Origin of the sequence: Pseudomonas anatoliensis (assembly GCF_017976235.1) — a bacterium.
Classification (GTDB): Bacteria; Pseudomonadota; Gammaproteobacteria; order Pseudomonadales; family Pseudomonadaceae; genus Aquipseudomonas; species Aquipseudomonas anatoliensis.
Window position 1 is genome coordinate 1 of record NZ_JACVHC010000012.1, and the last position, 19,636, is coordinate 19,636.

Genomic DNA, 19,636 nt, shown 5'->3' on the forward strand with positions numbered 1-19,636 from the left:
GTGAAACGATGCATCGCCGATGGTAGTGTGGGGTTTCCCCATGTGAGAGTAGGTCATCGTCAAGATTAAATTCCGAAACCCCAATTGCGAAAGCAGTTGGGGTTTTGTTTTGTCCGCAGGAAAGTTTTTGTTTTGTGCCAGTGAACAAATTTGCACAGTTATTTTCGAAGCAGAACACTAGAATAGCCCCAACTTTTTCGGAGCCAGAGCCTTTATGTCAGATCCGGTTGACGCCTCAGGGCTGTCAGATTTACCGCTGGAAGACCTGGTGGCCTGTCACGAGTGCGACCTGCTGATGCGCAAGCCGAAACTTGCCCACGGCGAAAAAGCCCTGTGCCCGCGCTGCGGTTACGAGTTGTACGCCCACCGCCATAATGTGGTGCAGCGCAGCCTTGCCTTGGTCATCGCGGCACTCTTGCTCTACGTGCCAGCGAACTTTTTACCCATCATGCAGCTCAATCTACTCGGGCAGTCGTCGCACGACACTGTCTGGAGCGGCGTTGTGGGGTTGTTCAACACCGGCATGCAAGGTGTTTCGATCGTCGTATTCCTGTGCAGCATGGCCATTCCGTTAATCAAGTTGCTGTGTCAATTGGCGGTACTGCTGACGATCCGCTTGAACCTTGGGCGCAGCTACGGCCTGCTGCTCTACCGCATTTACCACCACCTCAAAGACTGGGGAATGCTCGAGGTCTACCTCATGGGCGTACTGGTGGCGATCGTTAAACTGGCGGACATGGCAGCCATCACCGTCGGCCTCGGGCTGGCGTGTTTCATCGGCTTGTTGTTGATTCAGGTCTGGCTGGAAGTGGTGATGTCGCCGCATCAGATCTGGCAGGCGTTATCTGGAGAGAATGCTCATGCGGGCGATTGATGCGGGCATTCTGACTTGTACCGAATGCCACGAGTTGAACAGGCAAGAAGCGGACACCGACGAGCAGACCTGCACGCGCTGCGGGGCTCTTGTTCACCCGCGCCGTCCGAACAGCCTGACCAGAACCTGGGCACTGCTGATCACCGCAGCGATTATCTATATTCCGGCCAACGTGCTGCCGATCATGACTGTCAGTTCTTTGGGGCAGGGTGATCCGAGCACCATCATGTCCGGGGTGATCCAGTTGGTGCAGCACGGCATGATCCCTATTGCTGCGGTCGTTTTCATTGCCAGTATTCTGGTGCCGACTTTCAAACTGGTGGGCATCGCGCTGTTGCTGTTTTCGGTACAGCGACGTCAGCCGTTGTCCGCGCGTCAGCGCATCTGGATGTACCGTTTCATCGAATTCATTGGCCGCTGGTCGATGCTTGATATTTTTGTGATCGCCATCCTGGTGGCGGTCGTCAACTTCGGCCGGCTTGCCAGTGTCGAAGCCAATCTTGGCGCCATCGCCTTCGCCACTGTGGTGATTCTGACGATGCTTGCCGCAGTAACTTTCGATCCCCGACTGATTTGGGATAACACGGAGTCGGATGACGACCATGACTGATTTGCCTGTAGCGAAAACCCGACCGGCCTCGAACTGGTCTGCCATTTGGGTACTGCCTTTGATCGCGCTGATCATCGGTGGCTGGCTCGGCTGGCGTGCTTACTCCGAAACCGGTATCGAGATCCAGATTCGTTTCGAGAGCGGCGAAGGCATCCAGGCCAACAAGACCGAGGTCATGTACAAAGGTATGTCGGTCGGCAAGGTCAAGACGCTCAAGCTCGACGATGAAGGCAACTCCAAAGGAGTGATCGCCACGGTCGAGATGAATAAAGACGTCGAGCCATACCTCAAGACCAGCACCCGCTTTTGGCTGATCAAGCCCAGTGTGACGCTGGCCGGTATTACAGGACTGGAAACACTGGTCTCCGGTAACTACGTCGCCATCAGTCCTGGCGAAGGCGAGCCTTTGCGCAAGTTCAAGGCGCTGGCTGAAGAGCCGCCGCTGTCTGATGCCAAGCCTGGTCTGCACCTGACCATCAAGGCTGATCGTCTCGGCTCGCTGAGCCGCGGCAGCCCGGTTTTTTACAAACAGATCAAGGTCGGTCAGGTCAAAAGCTATCTGCTTTCAGAAGACCAGAGTACCGTCGAGCTCAAAGTATTTATCGAGCCGACCTACGCCAAACTGGTGCGTAAACACACGCGTTTCTGGAACGCCAGCGGCATCAGCATCGACGCCAACCTGTCTGGGGTAAAAGTGCGCAGCGAATCGCTGGCGAGTATCGTCGCCGGCGGTATCGCCTTCGCCACGCCAGAGAATCGCAAGGACAGTCCTGCGACTGATCCAAGCCTGCCGTTCCGCCTCTATGAAGATTTCGACGCCGCCGCTGCCGGAATCCGCGTGAAGGTCAAACTCAGTGACTTCGAAGGTCTGCAGGCCGGTCGTACGCCGGTGATGTACAAAGGCATTCAGGTCGGCAATCTGAAAGCGCTGAAGGTCGATCCGGATCTCAACAGCGCCACTGCCGAACTCACCCTTGATCCATTGGCCGAAGACTATCTGGTCGATGGCACGCAATTCTGGGTGGTCAAACCGTCGATCTCTCTTGCCGGTATCACTGGGCTGGAAGCCCTGGTCAAAGGTAACTACATCGCCGTGCGACCGGGTGACAAAGGGGCTGCCCCGAAACGTGAATTCGAGGCCAGGCCAAAGGCGCCGCCTCTGGATCTGCGTTCGCCGGGCCTGCATCTGGTGTTGTTCACCGATGCCCTGGGTTCGATTGAAGTCGGCAGTCCGATTCTTTACAAACAGGTCAAGGTCGGTTCGGTACAGAGCTACCAGTTTTCCAGGACCAGAAAGCAAGTGGTCATCGGTGTTCACATCGAGAAGGAATACGAGAACCTGGTTAACGCCTCGACCCGTTTCTGGAATGTCAGCGGTATTACGCTGACCGGTGGCCTGACGGGCGGCATTCAGGTGAAGAGCGAATCACTGCAGACGCTGATGGCCGGTGGTATTGCTTTCGAAACGCCACAGGCCAAGGCGCCATTGCAGAAACGCATTCCGCGCTTCCGCCTGTTTGCCAGCCATGACGACGCCAATCAAAAGGGCGATGTCGTGACGATCAAGGTTGATCGCGCCGATGGTTTGCGCAGCGGTACGCCAGTTCGATTCAAGGGGCTGGATGTCGGCAAGATCGAAAGTGTCGATCTGACCGACGATCTGCAATCGGTCATCCTCACCGCACGCATCACCGAAGTACCGGAGAAAATTGCCCGGGTTGGCAGTCAGTTCTGGGTGGTCAAACCGGAGTTGGGGTTGATCAAGACTTCCAATCTGGAAACTCTCGTCACCGGGCAATATATCGAAGTGCAACCAGCGGCGAAGAACCTCGGCCCACAGAAGAACTTCGTCGCACTGGCCAATGCGCCGGAAGTCGCCAAGCAAGAGGCGGGTTTGAGCCTGGTGCTGAGCGCGGCGCGTCGTGGCTCGCTGAAACCGGGTGTGCCAGTGACCTACCGTGAAATTACCGTGGGCAAAGTCACCGGTTATGAACTGGGCCAGACCGCTGATCGCGTGTTGGTGCACATTCTGATCGAGCCGAAATATGCGCCGTTGGTGCGCAGTGGCAGCCGCTTCTGGAACACCAGTGGTGTGGGTTTCGATATCGGCTTGTTCAACGGCTTGACGGTACGCACGGAATCGCTCGAGACGGCGATTCAGGGCGGTATCGCGTTTGCCACGCCGGATGGCGAGCGCATGGGCAATCCCGCTCGGGCAGAGCAGACGTTCCCGCTGTTCGACAAGTTCGAGGATGAGTGGCTGACGTGGGCGCCGAAGATTTCAATCGGTAAGTAATTCTATGGCGTCTGTAAGGATGCCATCGCGAGCAGGCTCACTCCTACAGGGGAACGCATTCCAACTGTAGGAGTGAGCCTGCTCGCGATAGGGTCCTCCAACTCAGCACATATCCCAAGCCATAAAAAAGGGCCGCGATCCAATCAGATCGCGGCCCTTTTTATTGCCTTCAGTTAACGCCGATCAAACCGCATCCAGCTCCGGATCATCCGCTTCAACATTCACCGTGGCTTTGACCACATCATGGCGACGGATGTACTTCCAGTCCGCCTCGTCGATGTAGATCCCTGCCGGGCCGCTGCCGCCTTCCAGGTCGATGGCGACACTGGCGCAGACCTGCGGCTTCACGCTCGCCAGAATCGGTACGAAGCCCAGTTGCAGGCTGGTTTCCAGCAAGGCTGCCTGGTTCTTTTCGTCGATGTCCGCTGCCTCATCGAGGTAGTACGGCAGGCGTACGCGACCGGCCTGATCGCGGTCCATCAAGTGCAGCAACAAGTACATGTTGGTCAGCGCCTTGATGGTCATGGTGGTGCCGTTGGACGCCGCGCCGTCGATGTCGGTGTGGATAACCGGTTGGCCGTTGACCTTGGTGATCTCGAACGCCAGTTCGAACAAGTCCTTGAGGCCGAGCTGGTTGTGGTTTGCCGCCACCAACCGCGCCAGATATTCCTTGGCCTCTTCGTTCTTGTTGTCCTGCTCGGCGCTCTGGCTAAGGTCGAACACCGACAGGGTTTCGCCTTCTTCGTACTGACCGGCGCTGTGGATGATCTGATCGATGTGCTTGAGCGCTTCCTTGTTCGGCGCGAGGACGATACGGAAGCTCTGCAGGTTGGACACCTGACGCTTGTTGATCTCGCGGTTGAACAGCGCCAGTTGGTGCTCGAGGCTGTCGTAGTCGCTACGAATGTTGCGCAGGGTCCGGGCGATGTCGGTGACTGCCGCACGACGCGCCTTGCCGAGGGTCAGCGCCTCATCGGTACGGTGCGCGTAGGCGTTGATCAGCAGTGACAGGCGGCGCTCCATGTCGTCTTCGCTGTCGAACTTGGCCACGCCTTTGAGGCGCACTTGCGCGTACAGCGCTTCGATCTGGCCGTCGGCGCGCAGCAATCCTTGCCAGCTGTCTTGATAGTCGTTGAGCAGCGGCAGCAGGTTGTCCATCGAATCGTCGACCGGATCCATGAACGGCGTGCCGAACGGCAGGTCCGCCGGCAGCAACTGACGGCGGCGCAGGGCGTCGTCGAGGGTGCGTTGCTTGGCTTCCATGTCGGCGATCTGCCGGCCAACCAGTTGCAGCTTGGCCGACAGTTGCTGGACGCGTTCGGTGAACGCATCGCTGGAGCGTTTGAGTTCGTCTTGCGCGCCTTCCATCTGCGCCAGTTGCTCAAGCTTGTCGCCTTCTTCGGCGCTCAGGGTCTGGCTGCGGCGGAAGTCTTCCAGCGCCTTTTGCGCATCCAGCACCTGCTGATAAAGCGCTTCGGTCTGGGTCTTGCTCGCGGAGCGGTCGGCGGCTACAGCCTGTTGGGTTTTCAGTTGCTTGAGCTCTTTGTCCAGACGCTCTTTCTGATCACGCAGCGCGGCACGGTCGGCCAAGGCTTGCAGGGCCGGCGGCTCGATGTGCGAGAGGTCGATCGACAGGCCCGGCACCTCGAAGCGCTCGCCTTTGAATCCATCGAGAATCAGCTCAACCGATTTGACCCACTCGCCATTGTCGTCGAGGGTGATGCCGTGTTCGCCCAGCGGCAAGCTGAACAGCGCGCTGTTGAACAGACGCATCAAACGCTCGACGTCAGGCTGCGAGAATTCTTCACGCAGACGGGCGTAGCTGTTGTTGTCGGCGTGATCGAGTTGCTGTTTCACCGACTTCAGGCGTTTTTCCAGATCGCGCAGACGCTCTTCCAGATCTTCGGCGCTGAACTGACGCGATTGCGCCAAGGCTCCGGCCAACTCGTCGTGAGCGTCTTTGGCCGCGAGCAACTGTTGTTCCAGCACTTTGACGTCATCGACCAGCGCGAAACGATTCTTCAACACCGACAATTCGCCGAGCCAGCGCTGGATGCCGGAAATTTCCCGCTCCAGACGCATCAGCTCTTGCGTACCGCCACGCTGATTGTTTTGCAGTGCGTCTTGCTCGCCGCGGTAGTGATCGGCCTGAATCGTCAGCTCTTCCTTGCGCGCACCGGCGTAATCCGACCAGGTGCCGAGCAAGGAGTCGAGCAGCGGTGACAGGCGATGCAGTTTGCCGCGCAGCACGTCACGCTGTTTCACGCCGTTGGCCAAGGCTTCGACCAATGGACCAGCGGCGACCAGCGAGTTGTAGTCCTGTTCCATGCGGCGTACGTCGCGGAACGCTTCTTCGCACGCGGCGATGTAATCGACGCTACCCGAACGCAAGCTGTGCTCGAACGCATCGAGGAACAGTTGCTTGAGCTTGGCCGCGGTGATTTCGCGCATGTGCAGCAGGTTGATGAACAGTGCGCGGAACGTCTTCAGGCTCTGCTCGCTGGTGGAACGCAGCGGGATCAGGGTCAGGTCCAGCGGGATCGACGTGTGACCGCCCACCAGCAAGCGACGCAGTTCGTCAGGCTTGAGTTCGTAGGCTTTCAGGCCTTCTTTCTCAAGGTTGCTGAACAGCTCTTTCTGGCGCAGGCAAGTGTCGTTTTTCTGGTAATGGGCCAGGTCGAGTTTGCCGGCGTAGGCGAAAAACTGGTGACCGAAACCACCGCCCGGGCCGCGACCGACCACGCCGATGACGTGCGGGCCGTGGGGCAGGTTGACTTCGACAAGGATGTAACTGGTGTCGGTAGCGAAGTAGAAGCGCCGCGATTGTTCCAGACTGTACTTGCCGAAGCTCATGTCCGACATGCGCGCCAGAATCGGGAACTGCAAGGCGTTGATCGACGCCGATTTACCGAGGTTGTTCGCGCCATAAACCGACAGCGGTTCTTCCAGCGGGAACAGGCCGAGGCTGTAACCGGCGGTGTTCAAAAGGGCAAAGCGGCGGATGCCGTAGCGTTCCTGGCTCATGCGTCGGTCTCCTGTTCTTCGGCAATGGCGCGGGCCAGTGCGTCTTCTTCGCTCTCTTCTTCAAATTCCGAGAGATCGAGCGGATCGTCGGTTTCGAGGAATTTGGCTTCGGCGGCTTCGTCGATCAACACTGGCGCTGGCAGCGGCAGAACGCTGTGCACACTGGCGGCCAGGTCGCGGTCTTGCTGAACCGACAGGCACACATCGAGGAACCGGTGCATCGGCGGCAGGAAACGGTACACGCCGTTCTCTTCGCCAGCGAAGCCAAGCTGGGTCATGCGGCGCATGATCTTTTCTTCCAGCTCTTCAACGGTCTGTACTTCGGCCTGAATAAACAGATCGCGGTACTTCTCCAGCAACGACGGCAGCTCTTCGCGGCCGAGGCTGCCACCATCAAGCACAGCGATCGGGTCGCGGCCCTGATCGGCCAGATGCTCGACGAGGATGAAGGTAAACAGGGCCAGACGCTGGGCAGTCTTGTTCACCGCCGCAGCCGCCAGATCCGGCACGAAGTAGTAAAAACCACGGGTGTCGCAGACCAGTTCAAAGCCTAGGGCCTTGAACAGCGTGCGGTACTGATCCTGGAAGTTCGACAGTTGCGCGTACAGCTCCGGATCACGGCGGCTGACGTGGTAGCCCTTGAACAGTTCGCGGAAGATCGGCGCGAGTTGGGACAGTTCGGAGAGATCAAGATGCATTTGGGATGCTCGCAGAATCCTCGGCGGCGGGGTCGCGGGCCGAGAGCAGGGCGAAGGAGCGCAGGCTGACCTGGTGCTCGTGAGTGTGGTATTCGCGGCGTTCCAGACGCTCGCGCTTGAAGCGTTTTTCCCGCGACAGGCGCGAGAACCAGTAAAGCAATTCGTCGGTGGCGCCGTCCGGTTCCTGCTCCAGCAGCCAGACCATCAGGTCAGGCATCGGCAGGGCATCTTCGCAGCGCTCGAGCATTTCGCGCACGGTGCGCGGCGCACGTGGAGCTTCGCCACCTTTCTGGGTTTTGTGGGCCTTGGGGAAACGCGCCGGCTTCGGCTCGAAACGCGCCAATGCATACACATAGGCTTCGACCTGACTGGCGCTGCCGAGGAAGGTACTTTGCGGCCGGGTGAACAGCGGCATCGCGGCTTGCGGCACGGCATCGATCCCTTTGCGGCGGATCGCTGCCAGCGCCAATGCGGCGCCACGGGTCACGGCGTTATGGCGGCGCGCTTCTTCACGCAGCGGCAGCAGCAGTTCACGGGCATGACGCAGGGTCAGTTGGGCGCTGGTCTGCATTTCGAGGATGCGCGCGTGGGTGCGCAGCAGCATGTCGTCATCGACCAGATGGCCGAGGCGTTGCTGTTCGCTGAGCATCTTCAGCAGCACGGTTTCGACCTTGCGCACGCCTTGCTCGAAGGCGCCGTCGGCGTTGACCAGATCGATCATCGGCTCGACGTATTCGTCCCAGGTCGCCAGCACTTCGGCGTAACGCTGACGCAGCGGAATCTGCCGGTCGCTGGTCTTCGCGCGTTCAGCCACGGCCACCAGCGCCTGCTCGTCGTTGTCGAGCTTCTTCAACACGTCGCGTACGCGCATGTCGAGCAAGCGCAGTTGACGGGCCAGGTCGTGGCCATCGCGGATATCGAACGCGTCCTGAATGTAACCGGCCAGGCGCTCGAGATGCCGCAGATAGGCTTCGATTTCCAGGCACAGGCCCAAACGGTGCTCACGGCGCAGGTAGGCGAGGAAGTCGTGAATCTGCGCATTGAGCTCGAAACGGTTCGGGCTTTTCGCCACGGGCACCAGAATGTCGAGGCGAATCCACACGTCGAGCAGGCTGGTGATGTCCTGCGGCGTGCTGTCCAGTTGTTGGGCGGCCAGTTGCGTGCGCAGTTCGTTGAGGCTCAGTGTGCCTTGGTCGAAGTGCTCGCACAGTGGCTCCAGAAGTGCCCAGTGTTCAGCGAGGGCGCGCAAGACGCGCTTGGGTTCGATCATCGGAATGGCCGGCTGGTTGGCGATTAAAAGCCGCGATTGTACTGCATCACGAAGGATGCGATTCACTCTCGGGACGGGCTGTCGCTTTTTCTAAGGTAGAGCGTGGCTCAAGACTATCGATCAACAGCAAGCGATCTTGAGCGAAGGGCGGTAGAATCGGCGCACTTCAGTTATCCACAAGTGGCCGACCTTTGCTTATCGAGTCCCGCCGCCGCGCCTATTTGAACGCCATGCAGGTGGTCAATTGGCTACCGCGCACCGAATTGCCCTTCGCCGCCCCTTCGCGGCCCGAGCTGCTGGACATGCCCGAGCCCGAAATCGAGGCGCCGGTTGTGGCTGCGCCACAGGCCGAAACCCCGGTGCAGCCTGCCGTGCGCCCAGCCGAGCGGCAGAAGATCGAAGTGCCGCGACCTTCGTCGCCGAGTACTCGAGCCAGCACAAAACCGGTCGAGGAGGCGGACGACACGCCGGTGGTCGCCAAACCTGCGCCAGTGCCCCCCCCGCGTTTCGCCCTGCAACTGCTGCGCGCCGGGCGTTGCCTGCTGCTGGTGGAGTTACCTACAGGTGAATCCTTCCAGAGCCGCGATCCGGCGTATCTCTTGCTCAAGGACATGTTGCGTGCCGCCGGTCTGCCGGATGCGCCGCAGATCGTCGGTGAGCCGGTGCGCTGGCCGTGGTTGAACCGCGGCACGATGGATCAGGGCCCGGAAGCGGCGCGCGACTTCGTGCAAGGTTTTCTCTCGGTACAAATGGAAGCGGCGACCTGCGCCTGCCTGTGGCTGATCGGCCTGCCGGCGGTGCGTTTTGCCGGTGAGGCGGACGCCGAAGCGTTCAATCGTGAATTGCAGATCGAAGGACTGGGCGCTGCCTGGGCTGTTCCCGGTCTGGAATTGTTAATGGAAGAGCCACAGCGCAAAGCCGCTGTGTGGCAAGCCATGCGTCGGCTGATGGCGCGCTGGAAAGAATCGAATGAGTGACGCTGTAACGTTCCGCCCGATGACCGAGGCGGACCTGGACGCTGTGCTGAAGATTGAATTCGCCGCGTACAGTCACCCGTGGACCCGTGGGATTTTTCTCGACGGCCTGGGCAAATACCAGATCTGGTTGATGTTTGAAGGTCAGCAGCAGGTCGGTCACGGCGTGGTGCAAATCATTCTGGATGAGGCGCACCTGCTCAACATCACGGTCAAACCGGAGAATCAGGGGCGTGGGCTGGGGCTGACGTTGCTGGAGCATCTGATGTCGCGGGCGTATGCCGCCCAGGCGCGCGAGTGTTTTCTGGAGGTGCGTGACAGCAACCAGTCGGCGTTCCGTTTGTATGAGCGTTATGGCTTCAACGAGATTGGCCGGCGTCGGGATTATTATCCGGCGGTGGGTGGGCGTGAAGATGCGGTGGTCATGGCCTGCACCTTGGTTGACTGATTCCACTGATGTATAGCTGAGCCTCTGTAGGAGAGGCCGAAGGCTGCGATCTGTTGATCTTGCTTTGGATGTTGAACAACAAGATCAAAAGATCGCAGCCTTCGGCAGCTCCTACAGGGATTGCGTTAATGCAGGTAATCAGCAGGGATGGCGTTACTGCAGGTAATCATCGATTGCCATCCAACGGTTTGCGCCGTGCCAGCTCTGCTTCATCCAGGCCATTGCCGCCGCCGATGTCGTCTTCATCGACCACGCTCAAATCCCAGTCCGCCGGATTGTCTTCACCGGATTCGCTGGCATCTCTGGCGCCATCCTCACGAATCAGCGTTTCCGGGCTCATGTCATCGTCGGTCGGCTCATGGTCGGCAGTCGACGCGCCAGTGAGGCCCGCTTCACGCACGCGCTCCTCTGGCATCAGTTGCTCGCGCTCCTGTTCCGGCAGTTCATCGCCGATCTTCGCGCTGGGCTGTTCGTCGTCGAAGTCCAGCTCGTGCATCGAACCCATGCGATCTTCGTTATCATCGATGGGTTCCGGTTGCACCGCATCGTAAGGGCGTCGTGAATCAGTCATGGCAAATCCTCATAGTGTGGGCCTTACTAAGGTGGACTCACCGGGCACACGAGAATTCCAACAAAAACACTTGCGATCCTTTCGTGACCCCGACCGACGGTCGTCTGTCAAAGCAGCGCATCTTTCTTGAGGCCTTACAGCATGCATGACTTACAAGACCTGATTGATAACAACGAGCGTTGGGCTGACGCGATCACCAAGGAAGACCCGGATTTCTTCGCCAAGCTGGCGCGTCAGCAAACCCCTGAGTATCTGTGGATCGGCTGTTCCGACGCACGGGTGCCGGCCAACGAAATCGTCGGCATGTTGCCAGGCGATTTGTTCGTACACCGCAATGTCGCCAACGTGGTGCTGCACACCGACCTCAATTGCCTGTCGGTGATCCAGTACGCGGTCGATGTGCTCAAGGTCAAACACATTCTGGTCACTGGCCACTACGGCTGTGGCGGAGTGCGGGCGTCGATGCAGGATCGTCAGCTCGGTCTGATCGACGGTTGGCTGCGCTCGATCCGTGACCTCTATTACGACAAGCGTGACGAACTGGCCAAGCTGCCGACCGAAGAAGAGCGGGTCGATCGCATGTGCGAGCTCAACGTGATCCAGCAAGTGGCCAACGTCGGCCACACCAGCATTGTGCAAAACGCCTGGCATCGCGGGCAGAGCCTGTCGATCCACGGTTGCATCTACGGCATCAAGGATGGCCGCTGGAAAAGCCTGAACGCGACCATCAGCGGTTTCGAGCAACTGCCGCCGCAATATCGCTTGCGTCCTGTCGGGGCGCCGTAACCCCGAAAGTTGCCCGCGCGGATCAGCGTGAGCCTTGCCGTCGCCAGCGCTGTAAAAAGTGCTGGCCCTCGATGCTCGGTGGTTCGTTGTAACCGGTGATCCACCCGCGGCACCGTGCAGAACCGCAACCGCAGGCAAACTGATGCAGCAGTTTGTCCTCGGTGGCGGCGTAATCCATGGTCAGCCGCTCCCCCCTGTGGATATCTTTCAACGCCCACAGCCACAGTTCGCTCATGTCGAGAAACACGTTCGGGTCGCAGGCGTGTTCGAGCGCTCCGCAAAAGCGCGGATCGTAGACGTGAATACCGTTCAAAAGCTGCCGTGTCTGTCGACAGCGATAGGGCAATAACTGTCCAGACACCCTGCACATACGGCTGGTGCGCTGAAACTCCCGACGCGCTGCGACGCCTGTCGGGGTGCCGTGCTCATCGTGAAAGACTTCGAAGTCGGCGCTGGACGGAAACCCGAGGCGCACCGGCAGGCCGGCGAAGGGGTAGATGCCTTCGGTATCGCGTGGAACCGATCCAGCAATCGCATGGGTACTCATAACAGTCCTTGTCGCAAGGAGGGCACGACTTCCTTCAACTGACGTCCTGTCAGCACGGCGGAACCATTCTTTGGATCCAATCTAGTCGTAATAGGTATAGACGGTCTACTGTCAGATCTGACAGGCGAAATAGACGCTTTCCCGTGTCAGTCATGGCTGACACGGGAGATCTTCGGCACGGTTACAGGTGTGGGGCAGGGACGGCAGTGGCTGGCAAAGGCGCTTTGAGCTGTTGCAGTTGAGCCTTGACGGGTGGGGTGGCGCACTGGATGGCGGCTTGCTCCGGGGTCAGATCGCGAATCGAGGTGTAGAACAACTCGCAGGTTTTGACCTTTTGGGTGACTTGCCAGGTCTGCGTGCACTGACTGAGAGTGCTCTGCGCATCGCTGCCCGGTTTACTGCCCATATCGGCCTGCCAACAGGCGGCGCTCAAGTCCTGCCCCATTACCCTCAGGCCTGCCGCGTCAGCCTTGGCTTGCGCATCGTCGCCGGTATAGCTTTTGGCGTCGGCGGCGTACCAGATATAACTTGGATGGTTGGACCCTAACACCGGCACGTTCACGCCTGCGCTCGGGCTGATGGTCGCCAGGCCGAGGACGTTCACGGTCGGCCCGTATTGCTGCTTGATCCAGTTGCGTACCGGTGCACCGAAAGCCACCATCGGCAGTGTCGTGCCGCTGACGGTCTGGCTGAACTGCTTGACCAGCGTGGTCTGGTAGTCCTTGAAGTAGTCATACACACCTTCCAGATCACTGCCGGCGTTGGACGGCGCGGCGATCGGGGCGATGTCGATAATCGTCTGATAGGCCGGGGTCTGATCGGCGGGGATGCCATTGGCCGTCAGCAGCGTTGCCCAGCGGTCGGTGGTATTGGAGCGCAGATAATCCTGAGCCTGGGTCAGCGAGTAATCCGGCGGAAAGTGCAGCAATTCCACGCTTTTGCGATTTTCCAGGGCCATGCCCAACGGCAGGAACAGATACCAGCTATACGCCCATTTGCCATCGGCGTTGAGCTTGCTGGCGCCGGTGTAGGCCAGATCTCCCGCGTCCAGCAGCGCCGACAGCGGCTTGTCGTAGCCCTGCGGCACGCCGTTGATTTCGGCGTAGATCTGGTCGTTATCGGTTTTCACCAGAACCTTCGCATTGGCATAGCCGTCGCGTTGCACGCTCTGGGTCAGGTAATGCGCGACGGTCTGCTCCAGCGTCCAGTTGCGAAAGCAAATCACGCTGCAGTTGTTGGGGTAGGCGAACAGACGTGTGACACGCTCGGTGCTGCCCAGCTTCAGGTCGACATCGGCGTGGGCGGCGGCGCTCAGTGTCAGCGCGGCGAGGGTAAGTCCTGCGAGTTTGAACATGCTCAGATCCTTTTCAGCGTGGTTCCCCCGATTTTGGGGTGCTTCATATTGGATCAGCGCTGTTGTTCGGAGAAGTGTTAACTGGCAAATTCTACGGTGAACAAAGGCCAGGATCAGTTGTAGGTGCGGGCATTGGTCAATGCCTCCCATGGCGTTACCGGCTTCAAGTGATCGCTGCCATGTTTCCATGGCGGGCCCTCGCGTAGCACTTTCAGCTAGACTGCTGGCATATCGAATCTTGCGTTGGTGAAGAATGAAGCCTTCCACTGCACTTGAGCTGCAACGATCCGCCATCCGAGAAGTCGTTGGCCGATTCCGTGTGGCCAACCCCCGCGTATTTGGTTCGGCGGTATTGGGGACTGATATTGAAGGAAGTGATCTGGATCTGTTGGTCGACCCGCTGCCCGGCGCCACCTTGTTTGATCTCGGCGGGCTTCAGGTTGAACTGGAAGACTTGCTCGGCGTGACTGTTGATCTGCTCACGCCAGGAGACCTGCCACTGAAGTTTCGACAGCAGGTGCTTGATCAGGCACGTCCCGTATGACTGAGAATCGGCTCGGCGATTATCTTGAGCACATGCGCCTGGCCGCGAGTGATGCGCTGATCTTTGTCGAAGGCCTCAGCAAGGAAGAGTTCGTCGACGACAAGCGTACGTAACAAGCGGTCATCATGAGCTTGATCATCATTGGCGAGGCAGCTACCAAGGTGATGGATCGTTATCCTGAGTTCACCGCTCTGAATTCCCAGGTTCCATGGCGTGCGATGCGCGGAATGCGCAACCGGATTGCGCACGGGTACTTCGATATCAATCTGGACGTGGTGTGGGAAACCGTCATGGTTGCGTTGCCTGAACTCTTGAAAGTCCTCCCCACCATTCAAAACTGATTGCACCTGCCGCGAGGCAGGTGCAATTGCGTCAGGTTACGGCATCACCGGCGGCGTATACGCCAGTGTCGTCCCCAGCGCCCACAGCAACAGCAGCACCAGCGGTGTATGCACCAGCAATTGCACGAACGAGAAACCGATCAGGTCCCGCGCCTTCAAGCCGAGCACGCCCAATAGCGGCAGCATGTAGAACGGATTGATCAGGTTCGGTAGTGCCTCCGCCGCGTTGTAGATCTGCACCGCCCAGCCGAGGTGGTATTGCAGATCGTTGGCGACTTGCATCACATACGGCGCTTCGATGATCCACTTGCCGCCGCCGGACGGGATGAAGAAGCCGAGAATTGCCGAGTAAACGCCCATCAGCAGCGCATAGGTATCGTGCGAGGCGATGCTGACGAAGAACGTCGAGATGTGATGGGCCAGGGTTTGCGCATCAGCGCCTTTGACGGTGGTCATCAGCGCGGCGATCGAGCCGTACAGCGGAAACTGGATCAGCACGCCGGTGGTGGTCGGCACCGCGCGGGCGACGGCATCAAGGAAGCTGCGCGGGCGCCAGTGCAGCAGTGCGCCGAGCATGATGAACAGGAAGTTGTAGGTGTTGAGCCCGGAAATCGCGGTAATCGCCGGTTTCGTCGAGAATTCATGGAACAGCCATCCTGCCGCCAGCAGCACCAAAACGATGATCAGCAGCGGGCTGTGTTCCAGCCATTCGCCGGGGCGCGTGCGCGGTTGCAGCGGTGGCAGGTTGAAGGCCGGGTCAATCCCGCAGGCCTCGGCGCTGCGCGCAGAGTTCGGGCCGGGGGCGGTGGCGTAGGCAATGATGATCGAAACCACGATCAGCGCCAGCAACATCACGCCGGACTGCCAGAGGAATATGGTTTCGGTGAACGGGATAACGCCAGTGATCGACAGAATCGACGGCGGCAGGCTGCCGGGGTTGGCCTGCAACTGCGCCGCCGACGATGACAGACCCAGCGCCCACACCGCGCCAAGCCCCAGATACGCGGCGGCGCCAGCAGCACGGTAATCCATTTTCAGATCGGTGCGGCGGGCGAGGGCGCGGACCAGCAAACCGCCAAACACCAGCGACAGGCCCCAGTTCAGCAACGAGGCGACCATCGAGATCAACGCGACCCAGGCCACGGCAGAGCGGCCGTTTTTCGGGATGCGCGCCAATCGATCAATCAGTTTCACGGCGGGCGGGGAGCTGGCGACCACGTAGCCGCCGATCACCACAAAGGCCATTTGCATGGTGAACGGGATCAGGCTCCAGAACCCGTCGCCGAATGCCATGGCGGCGGCAGTGGGTTTGGCGCCCATGGCCAATGTGGCCAGTGCAACGATGATGACGGCTAACGCTGCGAATACCCACGAATCGGGAAACCAGCGTTCGGCAAAGCTTGAACAGCGCAGGGCGAAGCGCGCAGAGCGGCTATCTTCGATATCAACGGCCACGGGAATACCTCGGATTTTTTATGGTTATTTTTGGTCCAGGGGATGAATCGCACAGCCCCTGTAGGAGTGAGCCTGCTCGCGATGGCGTCTTTACATTCAACATGTGTATCGACTGAGACGACGCCATCGCGAGCAGGCTCACTCCTACAAGGTATCGGCTCGACTCGCCGACAGTGGAGTTCGCCCTGCAGGACGGGCATTTACAGTAAATCAACTGCCGTTTCTTTGTGAGCAGGTTTTGCAAAACCGGGACTATGGTCTAACGGGTTGTCCATTGGCGCATTTGCGTAGACCATGTGCGCCTTGGTTTTTTGCCTGCCAGAGTTCTTTGCCATGACTGCCCAAAACACGGCCAAACCGGTGCCGTTCAGCCGCTCCGACTACAAGACCCTCGGCCTTGCGGCCCTTGGCGGGGCGCTGGAAATCTACGATTTCATCATCTTCGTATTCTTCGCCCTGACCCTAAGCCAGTTGTTCTTCCCGCCGGAAATGCCCGAGTGGCTGCGACTGCTGCAAAGCTTCGGAATTTTCGTCACCGGTTATCTGGCGCGGCCGCTGGGCGGGATTCTGATGGCGCATTTCGCCGACCGGATGGGCCGCAAAAAAGTCTTCAGCCTGAGCATCCTGATGATGGCGCTGCCGTGCCTGCTGATCGGGATCATGCCGACTTACGCCCAGATCGGGTATTTTGCACCGCTGCTGTTGTTGGCGCTGCGCATCTTGCAAGGCGCGGCGGTTGGCGGTGAAGTGCCGAGTGCCTGGGTGTTCGTCGCCGAGCACGCTCCGACCGGGCATCGCGGTTATGCCTTGGGCTTCTTGCAGGCCGGTTTGACCTTCGGCTATCTGATCGGCGCGCTGACCGCGACGTTCCTGGCACAAGTCTTCACCCCGGCGGAAATTCTTGATTACGCCTGGCGCTATCCTTTCCTGCTGGGCGGCGTGTTCGGCGTGATCGGTGTCTACCTGCGCCGCTGGTTGAGCGAAACCCCGGTGTTCATGGCGATGCAAGCGCAGCGCGAAGCGCGGGTCGAACTGCCGCTGCGTACAGTGCTGCGTGAACATCGACTGGCGATGCTGCCAGCCATGTTGCTGACCTGCGTGCTGACGTCGGCGGTGGTGGTGTTCGTGGTCATCACCCCGACCATGATGCAGAAAACCTTCGGCATGACCGCCAGCCACACTTTTGCGCTCAGCGCCCTGGGCATCGTCTTCCTCAACATCGGTTGCGTGATCGCCGGGTTGCTGGTGGATCGCATCGGTGCCTGGCGCACGGTGATGCTGTATAGCGTGTTGCTGCCGCTTGGCATTGGCGTGCTTTACAGCTGCTTGATCATGGGCGGCAGTTGGCTTGGTCTGGCGTACGCCGTAGCCGGTCTTGCCTGCGGCGTTGTCGGTGCAGTGCCGTCGGTGATGGTCGGGTTGTTCCCGGCGCGTATTCGCGTGTCAGGCATTTCCTTCACCTACAACATTGCCTACGCCGCCTGGGCGAGTATCACGCCGTTGTTGCTGATCGGTCTGATGCCATGGAGCCCGTGGATCTGCGTAATCTTCTGCGCGGTGATGGGCACAGTGGGTGTGCTGAGTGCGGCGTATTTTGGCTCGCGGATGCCGCGTACGGGGCCATGTCAGGTTGCCGGAACTGCCTGACTCGCCGAGCCCGAACTATTTTTGACTGACGAGTCTCAATCGCTCTTCAGAAAAGCTCTCCAAAGCCGATGGTTAGGCTGTATCCCGCTTTCCACCCTGCCCATCGGTGCTCTCCCATGTTCAATAAACGCTTGAAGCAAGAGCTGGCTGCTCTTCGTGAAGAACTCTCCAGCCTTGTGCAAGTGAAGGAAAGCCTGGAAAGCGAGATGATGGTGTTGACCCTCGAGCCGGACGGACGGGTTCAGTCGGTCAACCAGAACTTCCTCAGCGAGATGTTTTACAAGAGCCAGGATCTGATTGGCCGGGCCATCGATGACATCGTCCCGGCCCATGTGAAATCCGACGAATTCCATCAGCGCTTCAAGAACGCCATGACTCGCGGCGAGCATTTCGCCGGTGCCGTGCGACTGCTGCGTGGCAACGGTGACGAGGCCTGGTTGCGCTCGATCGTGCAGCCGGTACGTTCTTCGGATGGGCGGATCAAGCACATCTCGATCTTCTCCAGCGACCTGACCCGCACGATCGAAGCCTCCCGCGAGCATGAAAACCTGATCGGTGCACTGGTGCGTTCCACCGCTGTGATCGAGTTCGATTTGAACGGTAACGTGCTGAACGCCAACGAGCGCTTTCTCAGCGGCATGGGTTACAGCCTGGCGCAGATAAAGGGCAAACATCACCGCATGTTCTGCACGCCCGAAGAGTACAACAGTGCCGAGTATCAGAATTTCTGGCGTCGCTTGAACAACGGCGAGTTTGTGGCTGACCGCTTCAAACGTGTCGACAGCCATGGTCGTACAGTCTGGCTGGAGGCGTCCTACAACCCGGTGGTCGATGCCAACAACAAACTGTACAAAGTGGTGAAGTTCGCCACGGTGATCACCGATCAGGTCAACCGCGAACAAGCTGTCGCCGATGCGGCCAGCATTGCCTACAGCACTTCGCAACAAACCGACAGCACTGCCCAGCGCGGCACGACCGTGGTGACCGAAGCGGTCAACGTGATGCGCGATTTGTCGCGGCACATGCAGGCCGCAGGTGAAGGCATAGAAGCGCTCAACGAGCAGTCGCTGGTGATTGGCACGATCGTCAAAACCATCAGCGGCATCGCTGAACAGACCAACCTGCTGGCGCTCAACGCCGCGATCGAAGCGGCCCGTGCCGGTGAGCAGGGCCGTGGTTTTGCCGTGGTCGCCGACGAAGTGCGGCAACTGGCGTCGCGCACCAGCCAGGCCACCGATGAAATTGTCTTGGTGGTAAGGCAAAACCAGGAAATGGCACGCAACGCCGTGGCACTGATGACCGACGGCAAGCTCCAGGCCGAACAAGGGCTGGCGTTGGCGGCGGAGGCGGGCACGGTGATCGTCGAGATTCAGGACGGCGCGCAGAAAGTCGTGAACGCGGTCGGCCAGTTCGCCAACCAACTGTCTAACTGATGCTCCCCGTAGGAGCTGCGGCACGCTGCGATCTTTTGATCTTTTGATTTCAAGTCTCAGAATCAGGATCAAAAGATCGCAGCGTGCCGCAGCTCCTACAGGGGTTTTCGTCAGCAGTTCTGGCGCTACAATCTGTTCCTTTTACCCGGAGCAGATCCCCATGAGCGATTCCCACCGCCGCCCGGTTGCCCTGAACAAAGCCTACCGTTTGCTCAATCACGGCCCGACCGTACTGGTCAGCGCCGCCCATGACGGACAGCGCAACATCATGGCCGCCGCGTGGGCGATGCCACTGGATTTCGAACCGCCGAAAGTCGCCGTCGTGCTGGATAAATCCACCTGGACGCGGCAATTGCTCGAGGCGTCCGGCACCTTCGTACTCAACGTTCCTTGCGTCAATCAGGCCGATGTCGTGCAAACCGTCGGTTCGACTTCAGGTCTGGAAATCACCCAAAACCAAGGGCAGGACAAGTTTCAGGCCTATGGCTTGCAGACCTTTAGCGGCGAGAAAGTTGAAGCGCCGCTGCTCGAAGGGTGCGTTGCCTGGCTCGAATGTCGATTGTTGCCCGAGCCGCGCAATCACGAACAGTACGATTTGTTCCTCGCCGAAGTCATCGCCGCCCACGCTGATGAACGTGTGTTCAGCGAAGGGCGCTGGCATTTCGAAGGGCATGATGGTTTGCGCACGCTGCACCACGTGGCGGGCGGGCATTTCCTGACGATTGGTGACGCGGTGGATGGCAAGACGCTAGCGATTTGAATTT

At 59.3% G+C, this 19,636-nt stretch carries 17 protein-coding genes and 2 pseudogenes; 12 read left to right on the forward strand and 7 right to left on the reverse strand.

All coding sequences use genetic code 11. From position 1 onward, the window contains the following. Positions 1 to 214 precede the first annotated feature (214 nt). The 3 genes from ICA16_RS27465 to ICA16_RS27475 are packed head-to-tail and all read left to right on the forward strand — an operon-like array spanning position 215 to position 3,780. The gene (locus ICA16_RS27465) at positions 215 to 874 is read left to right on the forward strand and encodes a paraquat-inducible protein A (protein WP_210555671.1); all 660 of its coding nucleotides are present in this window, start codon (positions 215 to 217) and stop codon (positions 872 to 874) included. Further along, positions 861 to 1,484, forward strand: a complete 624-nt coding sequence (locus tag ICA16_RS27470) for a paraquat-inducible protein A (RefSeq protein WP_150616395.1) — start codon at positions 861 to 863, stop codon at positions 1,482 to 1,484. Before ICA16_RS27465 ends, ICA16_RS27470 begins: the two co-directional genes overlap by 14 nt. Continuing rightward, a complete protein-coding gene (locus ICA16_RS27475; protein ID WP_150616394.1) occupies positions 1,477 to 3,780 on the forward strand; it encodes a PqiB family protein in 2,304 nt (767 codons plus the stop codon). Before ICA16_RS27470 ends, ICA16_RS27475 begins: the two co-directional genes overlap by 8 nt. A 183-nt stretch (positions 3,781 to 3,963) precedes the next feature. On the opposite strand, the gene mksF is transcribed toward ICA16_RS27475, so the two are convergent. Genes mksF through mksB form a run of 3 tightly spaced genes read right to left on the reverse strand, consistent with a single transcriptional unit; the run spans position 3,964 to position 8,772 of the window. After that, complete coding sequence (mksF, locus tag ICA16_RS27480; protein ID WP_210702108.1) at positions 3,964 to 6,804, reverse strand: Mks condensin complex protein MksF; 2,841 nt, start codon at positions 6,802 to 6,804, stop codon at positions 3,964 to 3,966. Next, positions 6,801 to 7,502: an Mks condensin complex protein MksE gene (gene mksE / locus ICA16_RS27485; protein ID WP_150605257.1), complete on the reverse strand. Its 702-nt coding sequence runs from the start codon at positions 7,500 to 7,502 to the stop codon at positions 6,801 to 6,803. The genes mksF and mksE overlap by 4 nt, the downstream gene beginning before the upstream one ends. Continuing rightward, positions 7,492 to 8,772 carry an Mks condensin complex protein MksB gene (gene mksB, locus ICA16_RS27490; RefSeq protein WP_191626511.1) on the reverse strand — a complete coding sequence of 427 codons (1,281 nt, stop codon included), beginning with the start codon at positions 8,770 to 8,772 and terminating at the stop codon, positions 7,492 to 7,494. The genes mksE and mksB overlap by 11 nt, the downstream gene beginning before the upstream one ends. Positions 8,773 to 9,002: 230 nt before the next feature. On the opposite strand from mksB, the gene ICA16_RS27495 reads away from it, so the two are divergent. Together ICA16_RS27495 and rimI are read left to right on the forward strand one after the other, a co-directional pair. Then, positions 9,003 to 9,749, forward strand: a complete 747-nt coding sequence (locus ICA16_RS27495) for an energy transducer TonB (protein WP_210702127.1) — start codon at positions 9,003 to 9,005, stop codon at positions 9,747 to 9,749. Beyond that, positions 9,742 to 10,194: a ribosomal protein S18-alanine N-acetyltransferase gene (gene rimI, locus ICA16_RS27500; protein ID WP_042561071.1), complete on the forward strand. Its 453-nt coding sequence runs from the start codon at positions 9,742 to 9,744 to the stop codon at positions 10,192 to 10,194. The genes ICA16_RS27495 and rimI overlap by 8 nt, the downstream gene beginning before the upstream one ends. Positions 10,195 to 10,360: 166 nt before the next feature. Here the strand turns inward: rimI and ICA16_RS27505 are convergent, their stop codons facing one another. Next, positions 10,361 to 10,765 carry a serine kinase/phosphatase gene (locus tag ICA16_RS27505; protein ID WP_150605259.1) on the reverse strand — a complete coding sequence of 135 codons (405 nt, stop codon included), beginning with the start codon at positions 10,763 to 10,765 and terminating at the stop codon, positions 10,361 to 10,363. A gap of 141 nt (positions 10,766 to 10,906) precedes the next feature. Here ICA16_RS27505 and can point away from each other — a divergent pair, with 141 nt between their 5' ends. Then, entirely contained in the window at positions 10,907 to 11,551 is a 645-nt protein-coding gene (gene can / locus ICA16_RS27510; protein ID WP_042561069.1) for a carbonate dehydratase, read from the forward strand. A 22-nt stretch (positions 11,552 to 11,573) separates the two neighbouring features. Here the strand turns inward: can and ICA16_RS27515 are convergent, their stop codons facing one another. Beyond that, positions 11,574 to 12,098 carry an SET domain-containing protein-lysine N-methyltransferase gene (locus tag ICA16_RS27515; RefSeq protein WP_150616392.1) on the reverse strand — a complete coding sequence of 175 codons (525 nt, stop codon included), beginning with the start codon at positions 12,096 to 12,098 and terminating at the stop codon, positions 11,574 to 11,576. Positions 12,099 to 12,279: 181 nt separating this feature from the next. Further along, on the reverse strand, positions 12,280 to 13,452 hold the full coding sequence (locus ICA16_RS27520) for a hypothetical protein (RefSeq protein WP_210702109.1): 1,173 nt from the start codon (positions 13,450 to 13,452) through the stop codon (positions 12,280 to 12,282). A 253-nt stretch (positions 13,453 to 13,705) separates the two neighbouring features. On the opposite strand from ICA16_RS27520, the gene ICA16_RS27525 reads away from it, so the two are divergent. Beyond that, on the forward strand, positions 13,706 to 13,996 hold the full coding sequence (locus ICA16_RS27525) for a nucleotidyltransferase family protein (RefSeq protein WP_150616390.1): 291 nt from the start codon (positions 13,706 to 13,708) through the stop codon (positions 13,994 to 13,996). Between the two features lie 125 nt (positions 13,997 to 14,121). Beyond that, the gene (locus ICA16_RS28600) at positions 14,122 to 14,337 is read left to right on the forward strand and encodes a HepT-like ribonuclease domain-containing protein (protein ID WP_479687569.1); all 216 of its coding nucleotides are present in this window, start codon (positions 14,122 to 14,124) and stop codon (positions 14,335 to 14,337) included. A 36-nt stretch (positions 14,338 to 14,373) separates the two neighbouring features. Here ICA16_RS28600 and ICA16_RS27535 read toward each other — a convergent pair whose 3' ends face one another. After that, complete coding sequence (locus ICA16_RS27535) at positions 14,374 to 15,792, reverse strand: short-chain fatty acid transporter (RefSeq protein ID WP_150605262.1); 1,419 nt, start codon at positions 15,790 to 15,792, stop codon at positions 14,374 to 14,376. 333 nt (positions 15,793 to 16,125) lie between these two features. On the opposite strand from ICA16_RS27535, the gene ICA16_RS27540 reads away from it, so the two are divergent. From ICA16_RS27540 to ICA16_RS27550, 4 genes and pseudogenes are all read left to right on the forward strand, one after another. After that, positions 16,126 to 17,439: an MFS transporter gene (locus ICA16_RS27540; RefSeq protein WP_150616388.1), complete on the forward strand. Its 1,314-nt coding sequence runs from the start codon at positions 16,126 to 16,128 to the stop codon at positions 17,437 to 17,439. A 209-nt stretch (positions 17,440 to 17,648) separates the two neighbouring features. Next, a pseudogene (locus ICA16_RS28545) lies at positions 17,649 to 18,332 on the forward strand (PAS domain-containing protein); the annotation flags it as partial. Between the two features lie 102 nt (positions 18,333 to 18,434). Further along, positions 18,435 to 18,872 (forward strand): annotated as a pseudogene (locus ICA16_RS28550) (methyl-accepting chemotaxis protein); the annotation flags it as partial. 160 nt (positions 18,873 to 19,032) lie between these two features. After that, positions 19,033 to 19,632 carry a flavin reductase family protein gene (locus tag ICA16_RS27550; protein WP_210702110.1) on the forward strand — a complete coding sequence of 200 codons (600 nt, stop codon included), beginning with the start codon at positions 19,033 to 19,035 and terminating at the stop codon, positions 19,630 to 19,632. The last annotated feature ends 4 nt before the right edge of the window (positions 19,633 to 19,636 follow it).

Excerpts from the sequence above, each read along its gene's own strand:
- ICA16_RS27505 (WP_150605259.1), bottom strand. The coding sequence starts at position 10,765 with ATGACTGATTCACGACGCCCTTACGATGCGGTGCAACCGGAACCCATC.
- can (WP_042561069.1), top strand. The coding sequence starts at position 10,907 with ATGCATGACTTACAAGACCTGATTGATAACAACGAGCGTTGGGCTGAC.
- ICA16_RS27550 (WP_210702110.1), top strand. The coding sequence starts at position 19,033 with ATGAGCGATTCCCACCGCCGCCCGGTTGCCCTGAACAAAGCCTACCGT.
- ICA16_RS27470 (WP_150616395.1), top strand. The coding sequence starts at position 861 with ATGCGGGCGATTGATGCGGGCATTCTGACTTGTACCGAATGCCACGAG.
- ICA16_RS27475 (WP_150616394.1), top strand. The coding sequence starts at position 1,477 with ATGACTGATTTGCCTGTAGCGAAAACCCGACCGGCCTCGAACTGGTCT.
- mksE (WP_150605257.1), bottom strand. The coding sequence starts at position 7,502 with ATGCATCTTGATCTCTCCGAACTGTCCCAACTCGCGCCGATCTTCCGC.
- ICA16_RS27515 (WP_150616392.1), bottom strand. The coding sequence starts at position 12,098 with ATGAGTACCCATGCGATTGCTGGATCGGTTCCACGCGATACCGAAGGC.
- ICA16_RS27540 (WP_150616388.1), top strand. The coding sequence starts at position 16,126 with ATGACTGCCCAAAACACGGCCAAACCGGTGCCGTTCAGCCGCTCCGAC.
- ICA16_RS27465 (WP_210555671.1), top strand. The coding sequence starts at position 215 with ATGTCAGATCCGGTTGACGCCTCAGGGCTGTCAGATTTACCGCTGGAA.
- ICA16_RS28600 (WP_479687569.1), top strand. The coding sequence starts at position 14,122 with ATGAGCTTGATCATCATTGGCGAGGCAGCTACCAAGGTGATGGATCGT.
- ICA16_RS27525 (WP_150616390.1), top strand. The coding sequence starts at position 13,706 with ATGAAGCCTTCCACTGCACTTGAGCTGCAACGATCCGCCATCCGAGAA.
- ICA16_RS27495 (WP_210702127.1), top strand. The coding sequence starts at position 9,003 with ATGCAGGTGGTCAATTGGCTACCGCGCACCGAATTGCCCTTCGCCGCC.
- ICA16_RS27520 (WP_210702109.1), bottom strand. The coding sequence starts at position 13,452 with ATGTTCAAACTCGCAGGACTTACCCTCGCCGCGCTGACACTGAGCGCC.
- mksF (WP_210702108.1), bottom strand. The coding sequence starts at position 6,804 with ATGAGCCAGGAACGCTACGGCATCCGCCGCTTTGCCCTTTTGAACACC.
- rimI (WP_042561071.1), top strand. The coding sequence starts at position 9,742 with ATGAGTGACGCTGTAACGTTCCGCCCGATGACCGAGGCGGACCTGGAC.
- mksB (WP_191626511.1), bottom strand. The coding sequence starts at position 8,772 with ATGATCGAACCCAAGCGCGTCTTGCGCGCCCTCGCTGAACACTGGGCA.